The following is a 23,414-nucleotide window of genomic DNA, read 5'->3' on the forward strand; positions in this document are numbered from 1 at the left end:
ATCGTTAAGCCCTAATTAATTAAAAACCTGAATAGGGAAAATTACAGGAATGGCAACGACGACACGTAAATTATCCGAAAAAGAGAATCACGAATTGGATCAAGAGATCAAGAAACGCGCAAGCGCATATGGGAAGGATGTCCTGATCCACATAGTACTTGGACTATCTGCGGTAATCTTCTTTAGCATTGCAGCGTTGCTCAAAGGAGCTATGGGAGCTAACGCAATTAAAGCACTCGATCTATTTGTTGGTAGTGGGGTAAGCATTAACGTCAGTCTTCTGACGGCGACGATCTTTCTATGGGGCATCACCCTGGTATTCGAAGGAGCTCGTTTTTCTCATTTTTTGCAGGAATGGCTGGTGTTACCGGGTCTCACATTTTTTCAGCTTTCATGCGCCGTCAGTTTAGGCATATGCATAAGCTACTTTTTCCTAATTATTTCAGGTTCCAAGCCGAGTGGTGATTTGGCCAGCGTCTTATTTACGATTGCGCTAATGACATTTGTTCTTGGAGTACAGATCAGTATGCGAATTTTTTTCGAAGTATTTGCGAAAACAATATGCGACCGGGCCTGCTCCGAATTTATACATTGGCTGTTTTCGAAATCTGGTAAGACGGAACCACAAATGCAAATGATGGCTTCAAAAACTAATGGATTTGTAGTTTTCGCCACGGGCCTTGTGCTGGCATATACGGCCTACTTACAAATGCCGACTGATTTGGAACACGCCGTTAGAGCTGCGGGAACTTCCTCTGCAGAGATCTGTGGAAAGGACATCGCGAACAATAAATAGCATTGGGTCACAATGGAAAGAATGTGGAGTCCCTATGAGATTTTCCTAAAGTGGCCACCACAGTAGGAATGCTTTCAGTAGAACAACAGACTCAGCAGCGGCACGCTGGCCAGCAGCAGGCAACCCAGGAAGGCGGCGAGGAAGAGCAGTTTTTTCTTTCGGGTGGCCATGGTGGTCCTGCAAAGGGCAATGGGGGGCGCGGTAAAAAGCGCAAGGCCGCAGTGTACCGCGCCTGCCGCCTTCAGGCCATGCCGTTGCGGCCGTAGGTGCGAAAGCCTGGGCGCTCGGTCAGCCGTTCGAAATAGGCCGCCACCGCCGGCAAGGGCGCATGCTCGAAGGGCGTACCGAACCAGCGGTTCACCGACAGGCCGACCGCAATGTCGGCCAGCGTGAAGTCCGCTCCGGCAACGTAGCCGCCGCTGTGCTGCAACTGCTGTTCCAGCACCTGCATGAAACGGGTCCAGCCGGTAATGGAGGCCGCTACCTGTTGTGCATCGCCATGCTCGGGCGACTTGCGGGCCAGGGCCATGAAGGCGTAGCTCCAGCTGCGGTTGAGGTCGCTGGCCTGCCAGTCCAGCCATTGGTCGATGCGGGCACGCTCGCGCGGCGCGGCCGGATAGAGCGCACTGCCGCCATGTTGTGCGGCCAGGTAACGCAGGATGCTATTGGATTCCCACAGCACGAAGCCGTCATCGTCGATCACCGGCACCATCGCATTGGGATTCATGGCCAGGAAGCCTGCTTCGCTGGTCGGACGAAAGCCGGCGCCCCAGTCTTCCCGCTCGAAGGCAATGCCCAGTTCGGCACAGGCCCATAGCACCTTGCGTACGTTGATGGAATTGTCGCGCCCGTAGATTTTCAGCATCGCTGCCCTCCCTGTTGTCAATCTGCCCAAGATTATCAGCACGGCGCACGGGGCGACATGTACAGTTGCCCGGCCGTATCGGCAGCCACTGTTGCGGGCGGCCAAGTGGCACGGTGCAAAGCACGCAACTGTACCGGGACGGCCAGGCGCCGCTGGCCGTACAATCATCATCCGACCGGCCCTCCATGGCGCTGCCCCGCGACGCAACGCCTTATCTCCATGTCCTCCTCCAATATCGCCAAACTGTTGTTGCTGGCCGCCATCTGGGGCACCAGCTTCATGCTCATGCGCATTGCCGCCCCCGTCTTCGGCCCCATGCTGACCACCTTCGGCCGCGCCTCGCTGGCCACGCTGTCGCTGCTGGCCTTTGCCCGCGTGCGCGGCGTTCCGCTGCAGTGGCGCAAGAACTGGCTGCCCTACCTGGTGATCGGCGTGTTCAATACCGCCCTGCCCTTCGCGCTGTTTGCGTGGTCGGCGCTGCACATTCCCTCTTCCTACATGGCGACGATGAATTCGCTGGCGCCGGTATTTACGGCCATGTTCGGTTTCCTGCTGATGGGTGAGCGGCTCAGCCTGGTGCGCAGCGCGGCCTTCGTGCTGGGCCTGGTGGGCGTGGCGGTGCTGGTGGGCATCGGCCCGGCGCCGGCCGACTTCCTGGTCATCGCCGGGGTGCTGGCGGCCATGGGGGCGGCGGTCAGCTATGGCTTTGCCGCCACATTCACGCGTATGCGCGCCGGTGGCATCTCCCCCATCGCCATGGCGACCGGCAGCCAGTTCGCCGCCGCCCTGTGCCTGCTGCCGCTGGCCGCACCGTCGGTGCCGCATGCGCTGGAGGCCGGCACCGTGTCGGCGCTGCTGGCTGTACTGGTGCTGGGCGTGGTCTGTACCGGGATTGCCTATGCGCTGTTCTTCCAGCTGATCGCCGCCGAGGGCGCGACCAAGGCCATCACCGTCACCTTCCTGGTGCCGATGACGGCGTCGCTGTGGGCCTGGCTGCTGCTGGATGAACCGGTGACCCTAGGCACCGTGGCCGGGATCGCCATCGTGCTGGTGGCAACCGCCACGGCGCTGCGCGCCAAGCCGGCGGCCAGCGTCAAGCCGCCGCAGGCCAAGGCCACCGTCTGAGGACAGGCCGACGGCTGTGGACAAGACAAAGGCGCTGCAGAATCTGCAGCGCCTTTTTGCTGGTGCGTATTTCCTGCGAGGTATTGACCGGCAGTCGCCTGCCGGCCCCGGCTTACCAGCCGTAGCGGGCGCAGGCCTTGCGATAGGCCAGGCCGGCCAGGGCCACGTCTTCCAGACCGATGCCGATGGCCTTGTAGATGACGATGTCCTCGGGCTTGCGCTGATAGGCCATGCTGCCGTCGACTGCCTGCGCCAGTTCCATCACCTCGGCCCAATCGAACACACCCGGCGCGCATTGCACCAGGTCGCCGGCTTCCTGCTGGGCCTGTGGTTTCCATTCGACGAAGAGGGCAGCGGCGCGGCCGATGGCCACGTCATCCAGCTCACGCACATTGGCCTTGGAAGCGCCGACGGCGGCCACGAAGGTACCGGGGCGCAACAGCTGGCCATCGAACAGGGGGGTGGTGGCGCGGGTCACTGTCACCAGCACGTCGGCCTGGGCAGCGGCCTCGTCGATGCCGACTGCGCGCGCGGGCACGCCCAGGGTACGGGTAACTTCCTCGGCCAGTTCCTGCTGGCCCGACTGGCCGGCGATCAGGACTTCCTTGAATGGACGGACCTGCAGCAGCGCCGGGATGTGCGAGCGCGCCTGCACGCCGGTGCCGATCACGGCCAGCACCTGCGCATCCGGTCGCGCCAGCGCATCACAGGCCACGGCGGTGGCCGCAGCGGTACGCAGGCCGGTCATGGTGTCGCCCTCGATGGTGCACAACGGCGCCCCGGTCTCGGTGGAGAACAGCTGGATAACGAACTTGAACTGGCCCTTGATGGTGGTGTACACCTTGGCACCGGCGATGCCGGCGGCCGGAATGACCGCACCCATCATCGACAGCATCACACCATTGGAAGCGCTGGTGCGCACGCGCCCCTGGTGGGCGCCCTCGGCGGCATGGGCGAAGGCTTCGCGCATGGAGGCGATGGCGTCTTCGGTGGTCAGCAGTTCGCTGATCTGCTGGTTGGTGAGAAATTTCATCGGTAGATCCTTGTGATGTTCAGGCGTGGGAGGTCCGGGCAGGGCAGGCTCACTGCCCGCCGTGCTCGGACTTGAGGTAATTCCAGATACGGTCGATGTCGGGGTTGGCACCATCCAGGCGGCGGTAGGCGCGGATATCCATCTCTTCGCACCACAGCCCCTGTTCCAGCGCCTCGCTGTCGTTGGGTGCGATGGCCAGGGTCAGCTTGCCCTCGGCGATTTCGCGGGCCACCGCGCTGGCGGGCAGCCAGGCGATGCCGTGACCTTCCACGGCCATGCTCTTCAAACCCTCGGCCAGATCGGTCTCGAAACGGCGGAACAGATGCACGCGGCGCGGGCTGGAATGCAGGGCCTTCTCAACGATGCGCGACAGCGACGAATACGGGGAATAGCTGAGGAAGGGTTGTGGATCATTGGGCGTGCCAGGCAAGACATATTTGGGCAGGCCGCTGGGCAGGGTTTTCACATAGGGGCGCAGCGGCTCCTTGCCCAGCGAGAGCACTGCGTAGCGCTCGGTATCGAGGGCGATGCCCTGCTGCCGGTGGTCGTAGCAGATCAGCAGATCGCAGTTGCGCTCCACCAGGGCCATCACGGCGTCGTGGACGTTGCCGGCCATTACGGTGGTGGAGATGGCGCCGATCTTCTTTTCGATCTCGGAGAGCAGCTTGGGGAAGACCGTCAGCAGCAGCGTATGCGGCATGGCGAAGCGCACCGCCGATTGCGCACCGGCCAGCTGGCCGCGCAGCACCAGCCTGGCCTGCATGGACTGGTTCAGCATTTCCTTGGCGATGGGCACGAAGGACTCGCCGGCCGGGGTCAGGGTACAGGGGTAGGAAGAACGATCGAACAGTTCGGCGCCCAGCCAGGTTTCCAGCGAGCGGATGCGGCGTCCGAAGGCCGGTTGCGTGACATTGCGCAACTTGGCCGAACGGCTGAAGTTGAGCGTGTCGACCACAGACAGAAAGTCTTCCACCCATTTGATTTCCATGCTTGCCACCCCGTTGGCATGCCGCGCCGGATGGGCGGCATGGTGTTTGCGCGCGCGTGGCGCGGTGTGCGCCGCATGCCATCGGCATCGCAGTCGCCCTCTCCCTTGGCGGCAACTATACCGAAACGGCACCGCCGACGTCCCATGCCATTTTGGCATAAGTCGCGCCGGGCGCTCGGTTGCGGCCGATTTGGATCAGTGACAGCCGATGGCGAAAGACGAGCCGGCAGCCGGCATGGGCGCTGGCGCTCAGGCGTTGGCTTGCAGTTCGGACAAGACTTCCTCTGCGCGGGCCAGACGTACACCGGCGGCCGACATGGCTTGCAGGAATTGCTGGTAGTGCGCCTCGAAGCCGGTCACGGGACTCATGCAGTCGGTGACCAGCACCAGGCGCATGCGAGCGGCCTCATCCAGCTGGGCCACAATGTGTTCGGTAGTGGCGCGCACGCAATGGCTGCCGGCCTCGCCGGTGATATAGACACGGTCCGCCTCGGCCAGGCGGGCGATGAAACCGTGGTTAAGCTGGGTGGCGGGATCGTCGGCATCGGGGACTTCGGCCATCACCGCCGAATAATGCTCGGTCCAGGGATTGCTACCCTTGCCGAGCTTGGTGACCTGGCCCAGGTGTGCATCCTCCCAGCGGTTGTAGGCGGCACGCACATCGGCATGCACGGCTGCCCCCCAACTGCCGATCTCGCAGTGGACCGGCCATATCATGAGGCGGTAGCGGCCGGCTGCTTCCAGCGCATCCAGGTAGGCCAGGCTGCGTGCCAGTGCCTGCGGGTCGCGCGGCTGGTAGAGGCCGGCGCGCACCTGGGCCGCTTCGATCTGGGTGAAGGGTGCGACCGGCGCGCCGTCGCCGCTCTGCCAGAAAGTGGGATGGGCGATGTCGAGGCGGTGATGGGCATCGAGGGTGATGCTGATGGCAGAGAGCCCGGCCCCGCCCTGGTCGATCAGCCCGGCCACGCGCTGCAGGTCGGCATGGCTGCCGGCCACGGGCAGCGCCGGACGAAGCACGTCGCCGTTGACCGGGTCAACCGGCAGGTAGCTGGCGGGGAGATCGCAGAAATCGTTTTGCGGATCGATGACAAGCAGGTGGAAGTTGCGTTTCATGGGGGGCTCCGGAGGGCGGCAGGCAGTCACTGTCCCCAGAGTGTAGAACACTGCGCGCCAGGCGGCAGCAGCAACGAAAACGGCGCGCCGTTGAAGGCGCGCCGTTTTCGTCAGTTGCGGGGTTGTGTGGGCCCCTCAGGCACAACAGTTACCGTCGATATGTTCACAGCGCTCCTGGCGCCGGGCTTCACGACGGTGGCGCACGCGTTGCGAGACGCGGTACACGGCGCGCTGGGTCAACATCATGGAGAGCGTGCTCAGGCTGAACTCTGCTGCAATCAGCAAACCGACCAGAGCGGCAAACTGCAGATAGATCCGTGGATAGAAGGACAGGCCACGCGAGAACACTTGCTGCAACATGATGATTTCCTCTTTGTTGTTGTACCTGCTATCAATTCCTGCCGCGAGGCGGCGATGGGCGATGCTGCAGGCGGGATGCGTGGGTCACCGGGATGTCGCACGCATCCGGCTACCCTGCATCAGGCACCGGCGTAGGTCGATGCGGCGGCGCGTTCGGCGGTCTGCACTTCGCTCTTGGCGGGACCGTTGCTGATCACCGGGAAGACCGAGTCAGGCTGGTTGGCCAGGCCTTGTTGCTGGGCACGTGCCAGGTCGGCCTTGACGGCGGCGCGGGTGGTGTGGGACACGAAGGTCTGTTCGACCGGATACTGGGCTTCGGCGAAAGCGACGGACGAAGCGGACAGGGCCAGGACTGCTGCGATGATGGTCTTTGCGGACATGATGTTCTCCTTGGGTACAGTTAAGTTCAATCGGGTTAAATACAGTTTGGTGATGCACAGGCAATGTTGGGTACATGTTTCGGTGGAGCGAATGGGACACATGTGCCACTCTCTAGAACTCCGTCGCCACCGCCTCGTTTGGGGCGTTGCGATGTCGTTCATCGATGGACTGAAGTCTACGGAAGAGCGGCGCGGAGAAAAACCAGGCTGGAGAGAATTGAGTGTTCCGCGATCTGGAACAATCGTCTGCGCCTATCGCAGCGATAGGGACAGGCGAGAACAAGGAAGGAAAAGAGCGGCTGTGCGCAGGACGGATCGCCCGGCGACAGGGCCGGTCGATCCGGGGAAAGGGATTGGATGAGGCGGGAAGCCGGGACTAGCGCTGGTCGCGATCCAGCTTCTGCTGCTCCAGCAATTGCTCGGCTTCCGACAGGCCGCCCGGCTTGAGTGCGGTGCGGCCCTTCGGGGGCGCGCCGTCCAGCGGCGGCGGCACGCGGTCCTGTTCGGGCGTGTGCTGCGGATCGGGATGATCGTCCAGGGCGTTGTCGGCCTTGAGCGGGTCGACGGGGGGCATGCTCATGATGGTCTCCTCATGGTCCTTGCGGGTCAGGTCCACTGGCGCTGGCTGGCACGCAGCGGGCGGGTGTATTCCTCATGCTGGAGCTGGGTCGGCAGCTTGCGCCGGGTGTCTTCGGCACGCGCATCGCTACGTCGGGCGGCGGACTCCTTGTGCTTCGGTACCACAGGCGGCTGCGCCGATGCATGCTGCTGCCGCCCCCGTCCAAGGGAGCGGCGCAGGCGCTGCCGTACCGGATCGTCCGGGTGTTCGCCCATGCGAGCGAATTCTTCCTTGAGGCGCGTCAGTTCGTCGTCCGACAGGTCTTCGGCATCCATGATCTGCTTGCGGGTGCCCTTGACGGCGCGGATCAGTTCGTCCAGTTTCAGCTGGGTGGCCTGGGCATCACGGTTCTGCGCATTCTGGATCAGGAAGACCATCAGGAAGGTGACGATGGTGGTGCCGGTATTGATGAGCAGCTGCCAGGTGTCGGAGTAATCGAATATCGGCCCGGTGACGGCCCATACCAGCACCACTGCCAGGGCCAGGACGAAGGTCCAGGAACTGCCGACGGCGCGCGCGCAGGCCTCGCTGAAACGATGGAAGGTATCGGCCAGACCGGCATCGGCGGCCGGTCCGGAGGACTTGGTGGCCTTGGTGGTATTCATGGCGGCGAATGTCTCCTGCGGGTGCTTGTGCGGTGCCGGCACGACGCGCGTACCGGACCGGGAATGCAGAGCAGTATCGGTGCCGCCGAGGTCGGCGCAAAGCAGACAAGCGCCCGGACTGCTGTAGGAATGCAGGCAGGATCCGAGGAGCGGCTGGGGGGCTTCAGGTCACATTCTTGTACGGGCCGGGGCGCTCGGATTCGTCGGCTACGATCTGCATCTCGCCGATACGATTGCGCAATTCCTCCCAGGGATGGGGTGGCAGGTGGGCTTGCCGCGGCGGCGCGTGAAAGCGGCCGGGGAGGTCGTCGACAGCGCCGTTGCCGCCCTCTTGCCAGCGTCGTTCCAGGGCGATGAACAGCACGATGGACGCCACCAGCCCACCCATGCACAGCACCAGCACGGCATAGATGGAATACTGCATGATGGCGTCGATACAGCCCATGGGCGGCCCGTCCTGGTGTGGTCATTGAAGCAGGGGATCGTAGCGCCGCCCCGCCGGCACGCCCATCAGGAAATGACTGAGTCGCCCTGGCACCACAGCCCGGCTCATCCGTGGGAACCGCGACGCCGGCGCGGCGGTCTGCCCCTCAGGTTTCCATCATCCGCCTGCCCTGGCGCCCTGCCCGCTCCGGAGTTGCCCATGTCCGCCTCGCCGCCTTCCTCCATTCCCGCTCGCCTGGACCGCCTGCCCTGGTCGCGCTGGCACTGGCGCGTGGTGATCGCGCTCGGCGTGGCCTGGGTGCTGGACGGGCTGGAAGTGACGCTGGTGGGTTCGCTGGGCGGTGTGCTGGAACGGCCCGATACGCTGGGCCTGGACGCCGCCCAGGTGGGCTGGACGGGTTCGCTGTACATCGCCGGCACCGTGCTGGGTGCGCTGGTATTCGGGCGCCTGACCGACCGCCTGGGCCGCAAGCGGCTGTTCATGCTGACGCTGGCGCTGTACACGGGGGCGACGGTGGCCACCGCCTTCGCCGGCGATTTCCTGTTCCTGGCACTGTGCCGCTTCGTCACCGGCCTGGGCATCGGTGGCGAATATGCGGCCATCAATTCGGCCATTGATGAGCTGGTGCCGGCGCGGGTGCGGGGGCGCGTGAACCTGATCATCAATGCCAGCTTCTGGATCGGCGCGGCCCTGGGTGCCGGGCTGTCGCTGGTGATCCTGGACCCGCGTGTGCTGGGGGCGGCACTGGGCTGGCGCGCCTGCTTCCTGCTGGGGGCGGTGCTGGCGGTGGCGATCCTGCTGGTACGCCGGCACGTGCCGGAAAGTCCACGCTGGCTGCTCATGCATGGGCAGCAGGCCCAGGCCGAGCAGGTGGTGCGCCAGATCGAGGACGAGGTCACGCGCCAGCATGGTCCTCTGCCGCCCGCCGCCGACAACAGTGCCGGGCACCCCGGGGCCACCGGCATGCTGCCCTGGCGCGAGATGGCGCAGGTGCTGCTGCATCGCTATCGCCAGCGCAGCCTCATGGTGGCGCTGATGATGGTGGCCCAGGCCTTCGTCTACAACGCCATCTTCTTTACCTATGCGCTGGTGTTGACCCGCTTCTTCCAGGTGCCGGACCACCGGGTGGCGCTCTACATCTTCCCCTTCGCGCTGGGCAATGTGCTGGGGCCGCTGGTGCTGGGCCATCTGTTCGACAGCATCGGCCGGCGTCGCATGATCGCCGCCACCTACCTGCTTTCCGGGGCCGGACTGGCGGCCACCGCCTGGGCCTTCAATGCCGGCCTGCTGGATGCCACCACGCTGGCCCTGTGCTGGAGCGCGGTGTTCTTCGTGGCCTCGGCGGCGGCCAGTTCGGCCTATCTCACGGCCAGCGAGGTATTCCCGCTGCGCATGCGGGCCATGGCCATTTCGATCTTCTATGCCATCGGTACCGGGGTGGGGGGATTCATCGCGCCGCTGCTGCTGGGCTGGCTCATCGCCAGCGGCGACCGTCATGCGGTGGCGGCGGGTTATGCGCTGGGCGCATGCCTGGCCCTGCTGGCGGGTGCCTGCGCGCTGCGCTGGGCGGTGGATGCGGAACGGCGCACGCTGGAAGACGTGGCGGAGTGGAAGGACTGATCGCCCGGCCCGGGCTAAGCCAGGACCTTTTCGGCGATGCCCGCTCCCAGGGGCGCCAGCAGGGCCTGCAATTCTTCTTCTCCGAACTTGATGGTGGTGGTGTCATCCCGCCCCAGCATGCCTTCGGCCAGGGCCGACTTGCGCGCCTGCAGCTCCAGCAGGCGCTCTTCGATACTGCCCTCGATGACCAGCTTGTAGACGAACACCTGGCGCGTCTGACCCAGTCGATGGGCGCGGGCGATGGCCTGCTCTTCCACGGCCGGATTCCACCAGGGATCGACCAGTACCACGGTATCGGCAGCGGTCAGGTTCAGGCCCACGCCGCCGACCTTCAGGCTCACCAGCATGAGCGGCACCTGTTGTGCCTGGAAGCGTTCAATCACGGCCCCACGGGCGGCCGGTTCGGTGTCGCCGGTCAGCATCAGGCAGGGCAGCTGCAAGGCCTGCAGCTCGCTGTCGATGAGCCGCAGCATGCTGGTGAACTGCGAAAACACCAGGATGCGGCGCCCCTCGGCCACCAGCGCCGGCAGGGTATCGCGCAACCACTCGATCTTGGCACGCTCCAGGCCCTGGGGCATGCGGCCCTGCTTGAGCAGATAGGGGTCGCAGCAGACCTGGCGCAGCTTCAACAATGCATCCATCACGCTGACCTGTACACTGCCCAGGCCGCGCCGTTCCAGGGCGCGCCGCACCTGCTTGTCGGCGGCCACGCGCACGCTTTCGTAGAGTTCACGCTGGCGCCCCTGCAGTTGCAGGCGCTCGACGATCTCGATGCGGGCCGGCAATTCCTGCAGCACGTCTTCTTTGCGCCGACGCAGGATGAAGGGGCGCACCCGCTGCGCCAGCAGGCGCGCGCGCACGGTCTGGCCCTGCTGTTCGATGGGCTTGCGCCACAGCCGCGCAAAGCTGCGCGCATCACCGAGAAAGCCCGGCATCAGGAAATGGAACTGGCTCCACAACTCGCCCAGATGGTTTTCCAGCGGCGTGCCGGTCATACAGAGACGATGCCGGGCATGCAGGCGGCGCGCGGCGGCGGCGCTGCGGGCACCGGCATTCTTGACGGTCTGGGCCTCGTCCAGGACCAGCAGGTGAAACCGCAAGGACAGCAGCGCATCCAGGTCGCGCCACAGCAGGGGATAGGTGGTCAGCACCAGGTCGGCCTGGCCGGCGGCAATCGTGGCGACGTGGCGGGCGCGCTCGTCCCCGTGCAGCACCACCACGCGCAGGGCCGGCGCGATGCGCTGCGCCTCCTGCTGCCAGTTGAACAACAGCGAAGTCGGCACCACCACCAGCGCCGGCAGATCCAGGCGAGCGGCCTGCTGCTCGATCAGCAGGTGGGCCAGCACCTGGGCGGTCTTGCCCAGGCCCATGTCGTCGGCCAGGATGCCGGCCAGGCCGTGCTGGCGCAGGTATTGCATCCAGGCCACGCCCTGCAGCTGGTAGCCGCGCAGGCGCAGACCCAGCCCCTCGGGTGCGGCCACCGGTACGACGCTGCCGGCGGCGCGCAGGCGCTGCGCCAGTTGCAGCACGCCGGTCGCGCCGCTCATGTGCCAGGCGGGGCCGCCCTCCAGCGCCCGCAACGCGCTGTGCAGGCTGTCGAGACGATGCGCGTCCCAGGGTGTCAGCCGCAGAGGTCCCTCCTGGCGCTTGAGGTCCACCAGCAGATCGAGCAAGGCCAGCACCACCGCCTTGAGCGGACCGGCCATGGCATCGATGCGACGCCCACCGGGGGCGCGCAGGGAAATCACCGCATGCGGGTCCATGCGCTCGACCTGTTGCGCATCGGCCCAGCGCGGGTCGCGCCGCAGGAGGTCGGCCACCATCGGCGCCACATCCATGGATTGCCCATCGACGTCGATGCCGATGGACAGCAGCCAGCGACCGGTTGGATCCAGGCCATCGAAGACTTCGCTGGAAAAGGCGCGCGGCAACAGGGGGGCGGCCACTTCGCGGCTGACGACTTCACCGGTGTCGGGGCTGACGATGATGCGCCAGGCAGTTACCGGCACGCTCTCGTGGACGAAGCCGGGGCGCAGGCGCAGGCTCCAGCCCATCTGCTGCAGACGCGGCGCCTGGTCGGCCCAGAAGTCGCCAAAGAATTCCTCTTGCACCAGCGTCCAGAGCGGGCCGGCGTCATGCAGCGGATTGCTGGCGCGCCATTGCAGGGCATCTTCGCGCAAGGGCAAGAGCCCCATGTCGCGGATGGTCTCCAGCGCCAGTGCTTCAGCCTCGGGATCACGCACGATGTGGGCCGGCGTGTAGCCGGCTTCGTCCTCGGCATGGCCGGTGGGCGCGGGGGTACTCCAGCGCTGTGCGCCTTGGCCGTAGACCCAGTCGATCTGCGCCACCGTGACCAGGGCGCCGCGTGGCCCGAACAGGCCATGGGCGCGCATGCCCAGCAAGCCGTCACCGCGGGTGAGGGACTGCAGGGTCAGGCGCGGCTGGAATGCGCTGGAGGAATGCGAACTGGACATGCGACCGGAGAATGCCGACAAAGCGGCCATTGTAGGGCGCTTCGCGGACAAGGTGCAGCCAGGGCAGGCGGGTTCGCAGAAGGAAAACCGATGCGAAACGCCCGGGTCGGGAAGCCGTCAGCGGGCCGGAGGGGTGATGCAGAAGTCCAGCATGCCGAAGGGGATACGGCCTTCGCCGGTGGCCCACACCCATACCGCCCAGCACAGCAGGCCGCACACCAGCAGCAGGGCCAGCACGATGTGCAGTCCGGAGGCTTTGCGCAAGACGTCTTCGACGCGGTCAAAGAGGGCGGTCATGGATAAGCTGATGAATAGGGAAGAGAAGAACCAGCAAGCATTCTAGCCAAGGCCGGCGGCCGATGTAATGGGACAAATTGACGCAGTGTCAACCTGGCAATAACGGGACACATCGGCCCGCCCGGCTCTGTTACCCTAGAGCACTTCATTGTCCATCCTCATGCCCTCACGTCATGACTACCGCCCTGCTCATCATCGATGTCCAGCACGCCCTGTGCACCGGCCCGGAGGCCGTCAGCAATGGCGAAGCGATCATCGCCAACATCAACCGGCTGTCGCAAAAGGCGCATGCTGCCGGGGCGCCGGTCATCTTCGTGCAGCACGAGGACCAGGGGGCGCTGGCACAGGGCAGCCCGGGCTGGCAACTGGCGCGGGGATTACGGCAGCAGGCTTCGGACCTGAATGTGCGCAAGCGTGGTTCGGATGCCTTCCACCAGACGCCCCTGGAAGCCCTGCTGCGCGAGCACGGCGTGACACGGCTGGTGGTGTGCGGCATGCAGACCGAATTCTGCGTCGAATCCACGGTGCGGCGCGCGCTGGCGCTGGGCTTCCCGGTGACGCTGGCGGCCGATGGCCACACCACCGCGCCCAACGGCGTACTGTCGGTGGCCGATGTGGTGGCGCATCACCACGCCACGCTGTCCAACCTGGGCGCCTATGGCGTGCGCGCCACCATCACGCCGGTGGCCGACATCGTCTTCTGATCGCGGCGAGGTCTCAGAAACGCTGTGCACTGAAGGGAGCCAGGTCGATCTCCGGCGTCTGCCCGGTCAGCAACTGCGCCACGATGCGACCGGTGCGGGCCGAGCAGCCCAGTCCGATATGGCCGTGCCCATAGGCGTGGATGATGTCGCGGCTGGTGCTGGCAGGGCCGATGCAGGGCATGCCATCAGGTGTGCTGGGGCGTCGGCCCAGCCAGAACCGCACGTCCTCCGGAGCCAGCGTACGCGGCAAGCCCGGGAAGAGCTTGAGGGCGATGTCGCGCATGATCTCGCCACGGCGCCAGTCCGGCGCCGCCTCGAAGGAGGCGAATTCCACCTGGCCGGCGATGCGCAGGCCGGTTTCCATCTGGGTGGCGATGACCTTGAATTCGGACACCATCATCGGTGTGCGCGCGGTGGCCTGCAGTTGCTGGCCACGGATGACGGCGTGATAACCACGCTCGCTCTCCAGTTGCACGCGATCGCCGGCCGCGGCGGCCAGAGCCTTGGAACGCGCACCGGCTGCGATCACGGCGGCATCGCAGGCGATCTCGCCCTGTTCGGTCAGCACCGCCTTCAGGCGCCCCTGCTCCACCCGGAAACCGCTGGCGCGGCCCGTGATGCGGGTGGCGCCACGGGCCAGCACGTAGGCCTGCAGCGCCTGCATGTAGGCGCCAGGATTCTTGCAGTGACCGGCCTCGTCCACATGCACCGCGAAAGCGAAGGCCGGATCGAGATCAGGCTCGCGACGGCGCAGGCTCTCGCCTTCCAGTTCCTGCCAGGCGATGCCCAGTTCGCGCCGCACGCCCCAGCCGAAGGCGTCGTTGTCGAAGTGCCGGCGCGAACGATAGACGTGCAGCACGCCCGAGGTATCGATCAGATGGGCCACACCGGCGCGCTGCGCCACTTGCAGGTGCAGGTTGCGGGCATCGGCCACGAGCGTACGCAGGGCGCGGGCAGTGCTGCGGATGCGCTCGCGCCGGGCACTGGCCAGATTGCGCAACAGCCAGGGGGTCAGGCGTGGCAGGTAGCGCCAGCGGATCGACAACGGGCCCAGCGGGTCGATCAGATAGCCCGGTACCTTTTTCCACATGCCCGGCTCTACCGGGGGAATCACCGAATGTGAGGACAGCCAGCCGGCATTGCCATAGCTGGAGGCTTCTTCGCTACCGGCCTCGTTGAAGTCCAGCAGGCTGACCTGCAGACCCTGGTCCAGTGCATGGATGGCGCTCATGAGGCCGACGGCGCCCGTGCCGATGATGACGACATGGCGGGGAAATACGATTTCCGGGGTGGTGGGCATGGGCGGATGTGGGGAACAAAGCAGCATGATACGAGAACTTGCCGGCGGGTGCCGGGCATGCGTCGCGGTCAGCAGTGTTCAGGTCCGGCGGACCTGCCCGCATCGAGGGGGTGCCGGATTGACCGGCCGCACCGCGCCCCTTTAAGATCGGCATCCGGCATTCCCCTCCATCCCCCTCGCTACCCTCCACAGGAGAACGCACATGATCGATCACACCGGTATCGTGGTCAGCGATTTCGAGAAGAGCAAGGCTTTCTACCAGGCTGCCCTGGCCCCCATCGGTTACTCCATCGTGATGGAATTATCGGCAGCGGTGACCGGCCATACGGACATGGCGGGCTTTGGCGAGAATGGCAAACCCGACTTCTGGATCAGTCGCGGCACACCCAACCAGCCGCCGCTGCATATCGCCTTCCGCGCCGAGACGCGCGCCCCGGTGGATGCCTTCCACGCCACGGCCCTGGCACATGGCGGGCGCGACAATGGCGGTCCGGGCCTCCGCGTCCATTACCATCCACATTACTACGGCGCCTTCGTCCTCGATCCGGACGGACACAACATCGAAGTGGTCTGCCATTGCCCGGCCTGATGCGCACACGCTACCGCCGTGCTTGACAGCCGGGCCGGCGCGGCGGAGGCTGACATGCCACCGCAGTGGCGCACCATCACCGGCAAGCCGCCCGTCCAAGGAGACCCAGCATGAGCCAGCCACATACCGTCAAGATCTTCCGCGTCCTGCGGGCCAAGCCGGAGCGCGTCTATCGCGCGTTCCTCGATCCCGATGCAATGGTGAAATGGCTGCCGCCGCATGGCTTCACCGGCAAGGTGCATCACCTGGATGCGCGGGTCGGTGGCTCGCACAAGATGTCGTTCACCAATTTCAGCACCGGGCAGTCGCACTCCTTCGGCGGTACCTATGTGGAGCTGGTACCGCATGAGCGCATCGTCTATACCGACAAGTTCGATGATCCCAATCTGCCAGGCGAGATGAAGGTCACCATCAGCATCGCCGCCAACCTGGTGGGCAGCGAACTGACGGTGGTGCAGCAGGGCATACCGCCTTCGATCCCGCTGGAATTCTGTTATGCCGGCTGGCAGGAATCGTTGCAGTTGCTGGCGCAACTGGTCGACCCGGAAATCCCGAATGGCGCCTGACGTCGCTGCGTCATTGCCCTAGCGCTGCGGCTTCGTTGTAGCGCAGTGTGCGCGGCTGGTAGGGCTGGCCGTTGATGCGCCGCAGCTGGTGGAAGTGGGCGCTGACGAAGCGCTCGCTGAGGATGTCGTGGCGCGCATCGTAGTAGACCGATTCCACGCCCAGCAGGCCCAGTACAGTGTGCTCCAGCTGATCGGTCTGGTAGGGACGGTATTCGAGCTGCGCCTTTTCCTCCGGGCTCTTGCCGGTGAAGGAGCGGGTCCACGCCAGCATCGGGATTTCATAGCCGGTGGCATCGGCCACCGACTGGCCGGCGTGATTGCGGGTGTGCCCGACTTCCTGCGCATGGTCGGAACTGAAGAGCAGGCTGGCGTTGTCTTCGCGCGCATCGTTCATGGTCAGCCTGAGCATGTTGGCGACCACGTAGTCGTTGTAGACGATGGCGTTATCGTATTCATTGCGCAGCTGCCGTATCCAGGCCGAGCGCTCGGCGTGTTCCAGCCGTTCGGCCACGCCGTCGCGCACGCTGTCGAAGCGGGCGTACTGGCTGGGATAGCGCATGTCGTAGGTGGGATGGGCGCCCAGCAGGTGGACCACGATCAGCTTCCTGGGCGCCGGATCCTGCAGGGCCGCTTCCAGCGCCGGCAAAAGGTTGCCGTCGAAATTGTTTTCGCCGCGCCCGGCCCCCTTGTTGATGAAGACCTGATGATCGGCGCGGCGCGAGACCAGCCCCAGCCATCCATCGTTGGGCGGCTGGTTGGACAGCCAGTGGATGCGGAAGCCCGCCTCGCGGGCCAGCATCAGCACGTCCGGCTTGCGGTTCCAGGCCTGCGGGTCGTTCAGGTCGGCTGGGGTCAGCATCTTCATCAGCGAGGCCATGGTGGCCGGCTCCGAGGAGACCACGTCGCGAAACACGATCAGATCCTTGCGCATCGCCTCCAGCAGGGGCGAGGTCTGGCGTTCATACCCATACAGCGACATGTTGGCGCGGTTCAGACTCTCACCGATGACCCACACCACGGTATTGCGTTCGGGCCCACGATAGCGCACCTGCCACTCCGACTTCTGCGCCATGTTGCGCGCCACGTCCTGCTCCATGCTGGCGGCCTGGGCCATCTGTTGGCGGTAGTCCAGGTAGCGGATGGGCCAGAACAGCAGCGGATTTTCCTTGGCCATGGTGGGATTGAAGTGCAACGCGATGAAGATCGCCAGCAGGCTGCCGACCCCGGCCACGCCGCGCCAGCGCCAGGCCGGGGCGGGCCGGCCCGCTTCGGTACGGCACAGGCGGCGCTCGGCCAGCCACAATGCGCCCCACATCGACAGCAACAGGACCGCCGCCTCGGCCACGTCGCGCCCGTTGTGACGGAAGAATTCATGGCTCTCGGCCGGATTGGTATTGAAGATGGCCTGCAGCACCAGCACCGGATTGGGTCGCAGCCCGAAGTAGTCGCGCAGGAAACCCTTGATGGTGGCGTCCAGGAAGAACAAGCCGATGATCCCCAGGCTGGCGGCCGAGAACCAGGCCGGCCGGCGCCGCAACGCAGGGATGAGCAGGAACAGCCCGGCGATGCCCGGCAAGGCGGTGGCCATGAGTACGCTGCTCTTGGCCAGCTCGTTGGCGCTGATGCGGCCCAGCGCCCAGAAGACCGCCAGGCCGGCCAGACCCAGCAGGAGTCGTTTGAGCAGTATGTTCAATACAGTCTTTCCGCCGTCCCGTCGGCAACATGGATGTCATCAGGCAATCAATGAAGGGCGCCGGCAGCGGTGCATCGCAGATCCGGGCTGCGCGATAGGACAAGCTCAGCGATAATTTGTTTCCAGGCCGCGAGGATACCATTGCACCGCACGGGATTCGCGGCCGGTGCGAACTGCCACTTCACCGGATTCACCCGCCTTCGAAAGGAACATCATGCGCACCCTCTCCCTCCGTCTCTGCGCCGCGCTCATCGGGCTGTCCGCCGGTATCGCGGCGCTCTCGCCGGCCACCGCCCAGGGCGTCTATGACGAATGGTCGACGGTCAAGGCCCCGGCCGCACCGGCACTCTCGCACGTCACCGTGGACCCGGCTACCACCGCCCTGCTGGTGCTGGACCTGGCGCGCCAGACCTGCCACCCCGATACCCGTCCGCGCTGCGTGGCCATGCTGCCAAAGGTGGCCAAGCTGCTGGCCCTGGCACGCGAGAAGAAGCTGACCGTGATCCATACCCTGGGCGGTGCCAGCACGCCGGCCGATGTCTGGCCCGCGGCGGCCATGCAGGCGGGCGAGCCGCTGTTCAAGTCCGGACCCGACAAGTTCCTCAATACGGACCTGGAAAAGACCTTGCGTGAAAAAGGCATCAAGACCGTCATCTGCATCGGCGCTGCGGCCCACGGGGCGGTGCTGCATACCGCCTCCGGCGCGGCGCTGCGCGGCTTTGACGTGGTGGTGCCAGTAGACCTGATGGCGGCCGATACGCCCTATGCCGAGCAATACGCGGCCTGGCACCTGGTCAATGCGCCACGCCTGGGCGAGCGGGTGAAGCTCACGCAACTGAGCTGGATCGACTGAGACCGACGTAAAAAATCCCGTCCGGCAGCGCCGTGACGGGATGACGGCCGGGAACGCGTCCAACTCAGGCCGACAGCAGCACGCGCTCGTTGCCGCGCAGACGGAAGCGCCCCACCAGACCGGCCAGCTGGTGGGTCTGGTCACGCAGCGAATGGGCGGCGGCGGCGGCCTCTTCCACCAGCGCGGCATTCTGCTGGGTGCCTTCATCCATCTGCGTGACGGCATGGTTGATCTCGTCGATGCCGCGACTCTGTTCCCGGCTGGCCACCGCGATCTCGTTCATCAGGGTCGCCACGCGGGCCACCGAATCGACGATCTCGTGCATGGTCTTGCCGGCCTGGTCGACCAGGTCGGCGCCGGTGGCTACCTGCTGCACCGAGCCTTCGATCAGTTCCTTGATCTCGCGCGCTGCGGCGGCCGAGCGCTGCGCCAGGCTGCGCACCTCGGTGGCCACCACCGCGAAACCGCGGCCCTGCTCGCCGGCACGGGCCGCTTCCACGGCCGCATTGAGCGCCAGGATATTGGTCTGGAAGGCGATGCCATCGATCACGCCGATGATGTCGGCGATGCGCGCGGAACCCAGGCGGATCTCGCCCATGGTCTGCACCACCCGGTCGACCACCGCGCCACCCTCGCTGGCCAGCCGCGACGAGGTGGCCACCAGCTCGTTGGCCTGATGCGCGTGATCGGCGTTCTGGCGCACGGTGGAGGTGAGTTCTTCCATGGCCGAGGCGGTCTCTTCCAGGCTCGATGCCTGCGACTCGGTGCGCGAGGACAGGTCGGCATTGCCGCTGGCGATTTCGCCGGAGGCGGTATTGATGATGGCGATACTGCGATGCACCTCGCCCACCATCGTGCCCAGGCTCTCGGTCATGTGGTTCAGCGCCAGCATCAGCTGGCCGGTCTCGTCACGGCCGTGTACCTTGACCTGGCCGGTCAGGTCATTGTCGGCGACGCGACGTGCCAGTTGCAGCGCCTCGCCCAGGGGCCGCGCCACCACCCGGGCGATGGTCACGGCCAGGGCCAGGCCGATCAGAATGCCGGCGCCGAGTACCCCGATGATCCAGTTCTGGGACGTGTTGTAGACGCGGTCGGCTTCGGTATTGGCCTCTTCCTTTTGCGCGATATTGGCCTGGCGCAGCGTCGAGAACTGTTTCTCGATGGCGCGATAGGCCTTCAGCGAATCGCCCTTGGTCAGGGCCAGCGCCTCGTCCTTGTGGTTGTCATGGGACAGCGCAATGATCTTCTTGTGCTCGACCAGATAGGTGGCCAGGGTCTTGCTGAGCTGGTCGAATGTGCTGGCCTGCTCCGGGCTCAGATCGAGCTTGCGGTATTGCTCTTCGAGGCTGCTGAATTCCTTGTAGCGCTCGGCCAACGCCTTTTCCAGCGTGGCCATGGTTTCCTGGTTACCCAGGATGTGCTGGAACTCGGTGGAGCGCACCCGCACCAGCGTGCGTTCCAGCATCAGGCTGATGCGTATGCTGGGTTCCCACTTGTGGGCGATCTCGGTGGCCGCGTCATTGACCTTGTCCATCTGGTACACCGAGAAGATGCCCAGTGCCGTCATCAGACCCAGCACCGTAACGAAGGAGAGCAACAGCTTGGTTGCGATCTTCCTGTCCATGAACCATTTCATTGTGATATCCCTTTCCTGTCCTACCCCGCCAATCGGTCACGGAGAAAATCCGAAGGCCTGAGAAGATTGGCTTTTCGATATTTCCTCTTGCGCAAAACAAAAGGACCCAGCCCGTGTAACGGACTGGGTCCTGGAGACGCCGCCCGACGGGTCGGCCCTCCATGTCGGCAGACTCAGGCGAAGTCGAACAACTGCGCCGCTATCTGGCCGGTGATGAGGCGACGGTCCTGCTCATCGCTCACCAGATCCTCGAATCGCCGCCAGCTGTCGGCGTAATCGGTCATGCTCTCATGCTGCGTATGCGGCCAGTCGCTGCCCCAGAGCAGACGCTCCGTCCCCAGATGCTGCCGTAGCAGCGGCCACGCCTGGCGCGCAAAATGCGCGCCGCCCTCACTGCCGCCATTGCGGTATTGCGCCGACAGCTTCACCCACACCAGGCGCGAAGCGCCGGTGGAGAGCAGGTACCGGAAACCGGGATCATCCACGCCCAGGGCCGGATCGACCCGGCCGAAATGATCCACCACGACCTTCATGCCCAGTTCCAGCAAGGGCTCCAGCACCTGCGGCAGGTCCACCGCCTCGCGATGGATCTCGACCTGCCAGCCCAGTTGCGCGATGCGTGCCAGGGTGTCGCGCCAGACGCCCCTGAAGTCCGGCAGCGGCGCCCCGCCCACCAGGTTGAAGCGCACACCGACCACGCCACCCTGTTGCAAGGCCAGCAGGGCCGACTCGTCGATATCCGGCTCCACCATGGCGATGCCACGCAGGCGCTGCGGCGCCCGGGCGATGGCCTGCAGCATGTAGCTGTTGTCGCTACCCAGGAAACTTGGCTGCACCAGCACGCCGTGACTTATGCCCTGCGCATCCAGCCGGGCCAGGTATTCATCGACGGTGATGTCGTAGGCCGGGGTATAGCGACGGCCATCGGCCATCGGCAGGCCACGCGCAAACACATGCGCGTGGGTGTCGATACGCAGACCGGTGGTACTGGCCGCTTTGCTCATGCTGCCGTTTCCATGCTGCGGCCCTTGGTTTCGGGCAGCATCAGCACGGCCACCACTACCAGCGAATAGGCGATGGCAGCATCGATGCCGATGGCCTGGCCCAGCGGCATCGAATCACTCATGTGGCCCACCAGCACCGGGAAGCCGGCCGAGGCCACGCGACCGAAGTTGTAGCAGAAGCCCACCCCGGTGCCGCGGATGCCGCTCGGGTACAGCTCGTTGAACAGCGCCCCCAGGCTGGCCGGAATGCCGGCGGCAAAGAAGCCCAGCGGGAAGCCACAGACCAGCATTTGCGTGTCGGTCAGCGGCAGGAAGATGTAGCACAGCACGGTCAGCACGCAGCAGATGGCAAACGAAGCCACGGTACGACGACGACCGATGCGGTCGAGCAATTGCGAACTGGCGATGCAACCACACCAGAAGGCGACGATGATGACCGCCAGATAGCCCCCGGTGGAGAGCACCGACAGGTGCTTCTCGGTCTTGAGGTAGGTCGGCAGCCAGGTCATCAGCGCGTAGTACCCCCCGTGGGCACCGACGCCCAGCAGGCTGCCGATGACGGTCAGGCGCAGCACATCGGGACGGAAGATGCCCAGCAGGGTGCTGGCCGCAGGCTTGCCGGCGGCCGCCTTGCGGCCGGCCAGGAAGGCATCGGTCTCCGGCACTGAACGGCGCACGTACACCACGAGCAGCGCTGGCAACAGGCCGATGACGAACATCGCGCGCCAGGCCATTTCCTGCGGCAGCAGCGAGAACAATACGGAGAACAGCAACACCGCACCGCCCCAGCCCACGGCCCAGGCGCTCTGCACCGTGCCCATGGCCTTGCCGCGATGTTCGGCGCGGATGGTCTCGGCCATCAGCACGGCGCCGGCGGCCCATTCACCGCCGAAGCCGAAGCCCTGCAAGGCCTTCAATACCAGCAGCTGCGGATAGCTCTGGGCGAAGGCACTCAGGAAGGTGAAGAGCGAAAACCAGATGATGGTGATCTGCAGTGTCTTGACGCGACCATAGCGATCCGACAGAGCGCCGGCGAACCAGCCGCCGATGGCCGAGGCCACCAGGGTGGCACCGCTGATCAGGCCGGCGTCGGCCTTGCTGAGGGAAAAGGCGGCGATCAGCGCCGGAATGGCCAGGCTGAACATCTGCACGTCCAGCGCATCCAGCGCCCATCCGCTGAAGCAGGCCCAGAAAGTCTTGCGTTCCTTGGCAGTCACCTGCCGATACCATGAAAACATTGTCTCGTCCTCTAAGCTGAAGGCGCGCAACCGGCACAGTCCCGCTGCACCGGACAGGCCGGCGCGGCAGGAGGGACGGAAGCGCGGAGCTGATTGAATTATCTCGTTGAATGCTCATATAGACATATATATGAGTTGATCTAAGATAACACAGGCCAAGAGACTCAACAATCCTCGTGTTCGATGCGCATCCCTCCGTGACAGGGTCGATACAGGGCCGCTGTCATGGCGTGGGCACATGATCGGGGCGATGTCGCGCAATGGCAATCGGGGCGGCACTGTACCTGCCGGCGCTCGGCTGTACTGTTCACCCTGCCGTTGTGGGCGGACCGTGCCGCGGGTAGACTGAACCCTTTTCATCCATGCAAGGCCAGTTTCCCCATGCTTGACCAGTCCGTCGATGCGCGCCTGCCGCTCTATCTCCAGTTGCGCGACCTGCTGGCCGCCCAGATCCGCGCCCAGAAGTGGCAGCCGGGCCAACCCATTCCCTCCGAGGCGGAACTGAGCCAGACCTACCAGGTGGCCGTGGGCACGGTGCGTCGTGCCATCGAAACGCTGATCGGCGAAGGGCTGGTGGAACGCACCCACGGGCGCGGCACCTTCGTGCGCAAGGCCCGTTTCGACAATTCGCTGTTCCGCTTCTTCCGTTTCGAATCGGCCGAGGGCAAGCCGCTGGCGCCGCGCAGCGTTATCGTCGGACGCAAGACCATCGAGGCACCGCGCCAGGTCGCCGAGGCCCTGCACCTCAAGCCCCATGCCCGGGTGATCGAACTGCTGCGCCTGCGCATGGTGGACGATCAACCGGTGCTGGCGGAGAACATCTATCTCTGCGCCCAGCGGTTCAAGGCCCTGGCCGACAAGGCGCCGGAAGATTTCGGCGACCTGCTCTATCCGCTGTATGAACGTGAATGCGGCCTGATCGTGGCCTCGGCCCGCGAGACCTTGACGGTGGAAACGGTGACGGCGGCACAGGCGCGCCTGCTGGGCTTGAAGGAAAAGACGCCGGTGGTGGTGATCGAACGCATCGCCTTCGGTTCGGACGGAACACCGCTGGAGTGGCGGCAGTCCAGGGGTGCGGCGAGCAAGTTCAGGTATAGCGCGGAGATTCGCT

The 23,414-nt window shown here is 65.1% G+C and carries 24 protein-coding genes; 8 read left to right on the top strand and 16 right to left on the bottom strand.

Annotated elements, in window-relative coordinates; translation table 11 throughout:
• The first annotated feature begins 49 nt into the window (after window positions 1-49).
• Window positions 50-796: a hypothetical protein gene (locus tag VE092_RS03165; protein ID WP_324873759.1), complete on the top strand. Its 747-nt coding sequence runs from the start codon at window positions 50-52 to the stop codon at window positions 794-796.
• Between the two features lie 241 nt (window positions 797-1,037).
• On the opposite strand, the gene VE092_RS03170 is transcribed toward VE092_RS03165, so the two are convergent.
• Window positions 1,038-1,661 (bottom strand): glutathione S-transferase family protein, encoded by a 624-nt coding sequence (locus VE092_RS03170; protein WP_324873761.1) that lies wholly within the window; start codon window positions 1,659-1,661, stop codon window positions 1,038-1,040.
• A 219-nt stretch (window positions 1,662-1,880) separates the two neighbouring features.
• Here VE092_RS03170 and VE092_RS03175 point away from each other — a divergent pair, with 219 nt between their 5' ends.
• Window positions 1,881-2,786 (top strand): DMT family transporter, encoded by a 906-nt coding sequence (locus VE092_RS03175; protein ID WP_324873763.1) that lies wholly within the window; start codon window positions 1,881-1,883, stop codon window positions 2,784-2,786.
• Between the two features lie 112 nt (window positions 2,787-2,898).
• Here VE092_RS03175 and VE092_RS03180 read toward each other — a convergent pair whose 3' ends face one another.
• The 8 genes from VE092_RS03180 to VE092_RS03215 form a co-directional block, all read right to left on the bottom strand.
• Window positions 2,899-3,819 carry an ornithine cyclodeaminase family protein gene (locus VE092_RS03180; RefSeq protein ID WP_324873765.1) on the bottom strand — a complete coding sequence of 307 codons (921 nt, stop codon included), beginning with the start codon at window positions 3,817-3,819 and terminating at the stop codon, window positions 2,899-2,901.
• 49 nt (window positions 3,820-3,868) lie between these two features.
• Window positions 3,869-4,807, bottom strand: a complete 939-nt coding sequence (locus VE092_RS03185) for a LysR family transcriptional regulator (protein ID WP_102662657.1) — start codon at window positions 4,805-4,807, stop codon at window positions 3,869-3,871.
• A gap of 249 nt (window positions 4,808-5,056) precedes the next feature.
• Window positions 5,057-5,920 carry a cysteine hydrolase gene (locus VE092_RS03190; protein WP_324873768.1) on the bottom strand — a complete coding sequence of 288 codons (864 nt, stop codon included), beginning with the start codon at window positions 5,918-5,920 and terminating at the stop codon, window positions 5,057-5,059.
• A gap of 135 nt (window positions 5,921-6,055) precedes the next feature.
• Entirely contained in the window at window positions 6,056-6,280 is a 225-nt protein-coding gene (locus VE092_RS03195) for a hypothetical protein (protein ID WP_006461205.1), read from the bottom strand.
• Between the two features lie 119 nt (window positions 6,281-6,399).
• Window positions 6,400-6,660, bottom strand: coding sequence for a DUF4148 domain-containing protein (locus VE092_RS03200; protein WP_324873771.1), 261 nt, complete (start codon window positions 6,658-6,660; stop codon window positions 6,400-6,402).
• 376 nt (window positions 6,661-7,036) lie between these two features.
• Complete coding sequence (locus VE092_RS03205) at window positions 7,037-7,240, bottom strand: hypothetical protein (protein ID WP_324873773.1); 204 nt, start codon at window positions 7,238-7,240, stop codon at window positions 7,037-7,039.
• A 26-nt stretch (window positions 7,241-7,266) separates the two neighbouring features.
• Window positions 7,267-7,884, bottom strand: a complete 618-nt coding sequence (locus VE092_RS03210; RefSeq protein WP_324873775.1) for a low affinity iron permease family protein — start codon at window positions 7,882-7,884, stop codon at window positions 7,267-7,269.
• A gap of 163 nt (window positions 7,885-8,047) precedes the next feature.
• Complete coding sequence (locus VE092_RS03215; RefSeq protein ID WP_324873777.1) at window positions 8,048-8,329, bottom strand: hypothetical protein; 282 nt, start codon at window positions 8,327-8,329, stop codon at window positions 8,048-8,050.
• A 198-nt stretch (window positions 8,330-8,527) separates the two neighbouring features.
• On the opposite strand from VE092_RS03215, the gene VE092_RS03220 reads away from it, so the two are divergent.
• Complete coding sequence (locus VE092_RS03220) at window positions 8,528-9,949, top strand: MFS transporter (protein ID WP_324873779.1); 1,422 nt, start codon at window positions 8,528-8,530, stop codon at window positions 9,947-9,949.
• A 14-nt stretch (window positions 9,950-9,963) separates the two neighbouring features.
• Here VE092_RS03220 and VE092_RS03225 read toward each other — a convergent pair whose 3' ends face one another.
• Window positions 9,964-12,453, bottom strand: coding sequence for a DEAD/DEAH box helicase (locus tag VE092_RS03225; protein WP_414653398.1), 2,490 nt, complete (start codon window positions 12,451-12,453; stop codon window positions 9,964-9,966).
• Window positions 12,454-12,540: 87 nt separating this feature from the next.
• The gene (locus VE092_RS03230; RefSeq protein WP_324873783.1) at window positions 12,541-12,720 is read right to left on the bottom strand and encodes a metallothio multi-domain protein; all 180 of its coding nucleotides are present in this window, start codon (window positions 12,718-12,720) and stop codon (window positions 12,541-12,543) included.
• Window positions 12,721-12,893: 173 nt separating this feature from the next.
• Here VE092_RS03230 and VE092_RS03235 point away from each other — a divergent pair, with 173 nt between their 5' ends.
• On the top strand, window positions 12,894-13,424 hold the full coding sequence (locus tag VE092_RS03235; protein WP_324873785.1) for a cysteine hydrolase family protein: 531 nt from the start codon (window positions 12,894-12,896) through the stop codon (window positions 13,422-13,424).
• A gap of 13 nt (window positions 13,425-13,437) precedes the next feature.
• Here VE092_RS03235 and VE092_RS03240 read toward each other — a convergent pair whose 3' ends face one another.
• Window positions 13,438-14,724: an FAD-binding oxidoreductase gene (locus tag VE092_RS03240; RefSeq protein ID WP_324873787.1), complete on the bottom strand. Its 1,287-nt coding sequence runs from the start codon at window positions 14,722-14,724 to the stop codon at window positions 13,438-13,440.
• Window positions 14,725-14,926: 202 nt separating this feature from the next.
• Here VE092_RS03240 and VE092_RS03245 point away from each other — a divergent pair, with 202 nt between their 5' ends.
• Window positions 14,927-15,313, top strand: coding sequence for a VOC family protein (locus tag VE092_RS03245; RefSeq protein WP_324873789.1), 387 nt, complete (start codon window positions 14,927-14,929; stop codon window positions 15,311-15,313).
• 110 nt (window positions 15,314-15,423) lie between these two features.
• Window positions 15,424-15,879 carry an SRPBCC family protein gene (locus tag VE092_RS03250; protein WP_324873791.1) on the top strand — a complete coding sequence of 152 codons (456 nt, stop codon included), beginning with the start codon at window positions 15,424-15,426 and terminating at the stop codon, window positions 15,877-15,879.
• Window positions 15,880-15,889: 10 nt separating this feature from the next.
• Here the strand turns inward: VE092_RS03250 and VE092_RS03255 are convergent, their stop codons facing one another.
• A complete protein-coding gene (locus VE092_RS03255; RefSeq protein WP_324873793.1) occupies window positions 15,890-17,572 on the bottom strand; it encodes a phosphoethanolamine transferase in 1,683 nt (560 codons plus the stop codon).
• A 214-nt stretch (window positions 17,573-17,786) separates the two neighbouring features.
• Here VE092_RS03255 and VE092_RS03260 point away from each other — a divergent pair, with 214 nt between their 5' ends.
• Complete coding sequence (locus VE092_RS03260) at window positions 17,787-18,425, top strand: cysteine hydrolase (RefSeq protein ID WP_324873795.1); 639 nt, start codon at window positions 17,787-17,789, stop codon at window positions 18,423-18,425.
• A gap of 64 nt (window positions 18,426-18,489) precedes the next feature.
• Here VE092_RS03260 and VE092_RS03265 read toward each other — a convergent pair whose 3' ends face one another.
• From VE092_RS03265 to VE092_RS03275, 3 genes are all read right to left on the bottom strand, one after another.
• Window positions 18,490-20,061: a methyl-accepting chemotaxis protein gene (locus VE092_RS03265; protein WP_324873797.1), complete on the bottom strand. Its 1,572-nt coding sequence runs from the start codon at window positions 20,059-20,061 to the stop codon at window positions 18,490-18,492.
• A 173-nt stretch (window positions 20,062-20,234) separates the two neighbouring features.
• On the bottom strand, window positions 20,235-21,065 hold the full coding sequence (locus VE092_RS03270; protein WP_324873799.1) for an amidohydrolase family protein: 831 nt from the start codon (window positions 21,063-21,065) through the stop codon (window positions 20,235-20,237).
• Window positions 21,062-22,303: an MFS transporter gene (locus VE092_RS03275; RefSeq protein WP_324873801.1), complete on the bottom strand. Its 1,242-nt coding sequence runs from the start codon at window positions 22,301-22,303 to the stop codon at window positions 21,062-21,064. Before VE092_RS03275 ends, VE092_RS03270 begins: the two co-directional genes overlap by 4 nt.
• 381 nt (window positions 22,304-22,684) lie before the next feature.
• On the opposite strand from VE092_RS03275, the gene VE092_RS03280 reads away from it, so the two are divergent.
• Window positions 22,685-23,414 (top strand): GntR family transcriptional regulator (locus tag VE092_RS03280; protein WP_324873802.1); only part of this gene is annotated, 730 nt, incomplete at its 3' end.

This window comes from Herbaspirillum sp. (assembly GCF_035644555.1).
Classification (GTDB): domain Bacteria; phylum Pseudomonadota; class Gammaproteobacteria; order Burkholderiales; family Burkholderiaceae_D; genus Herbaspirillum.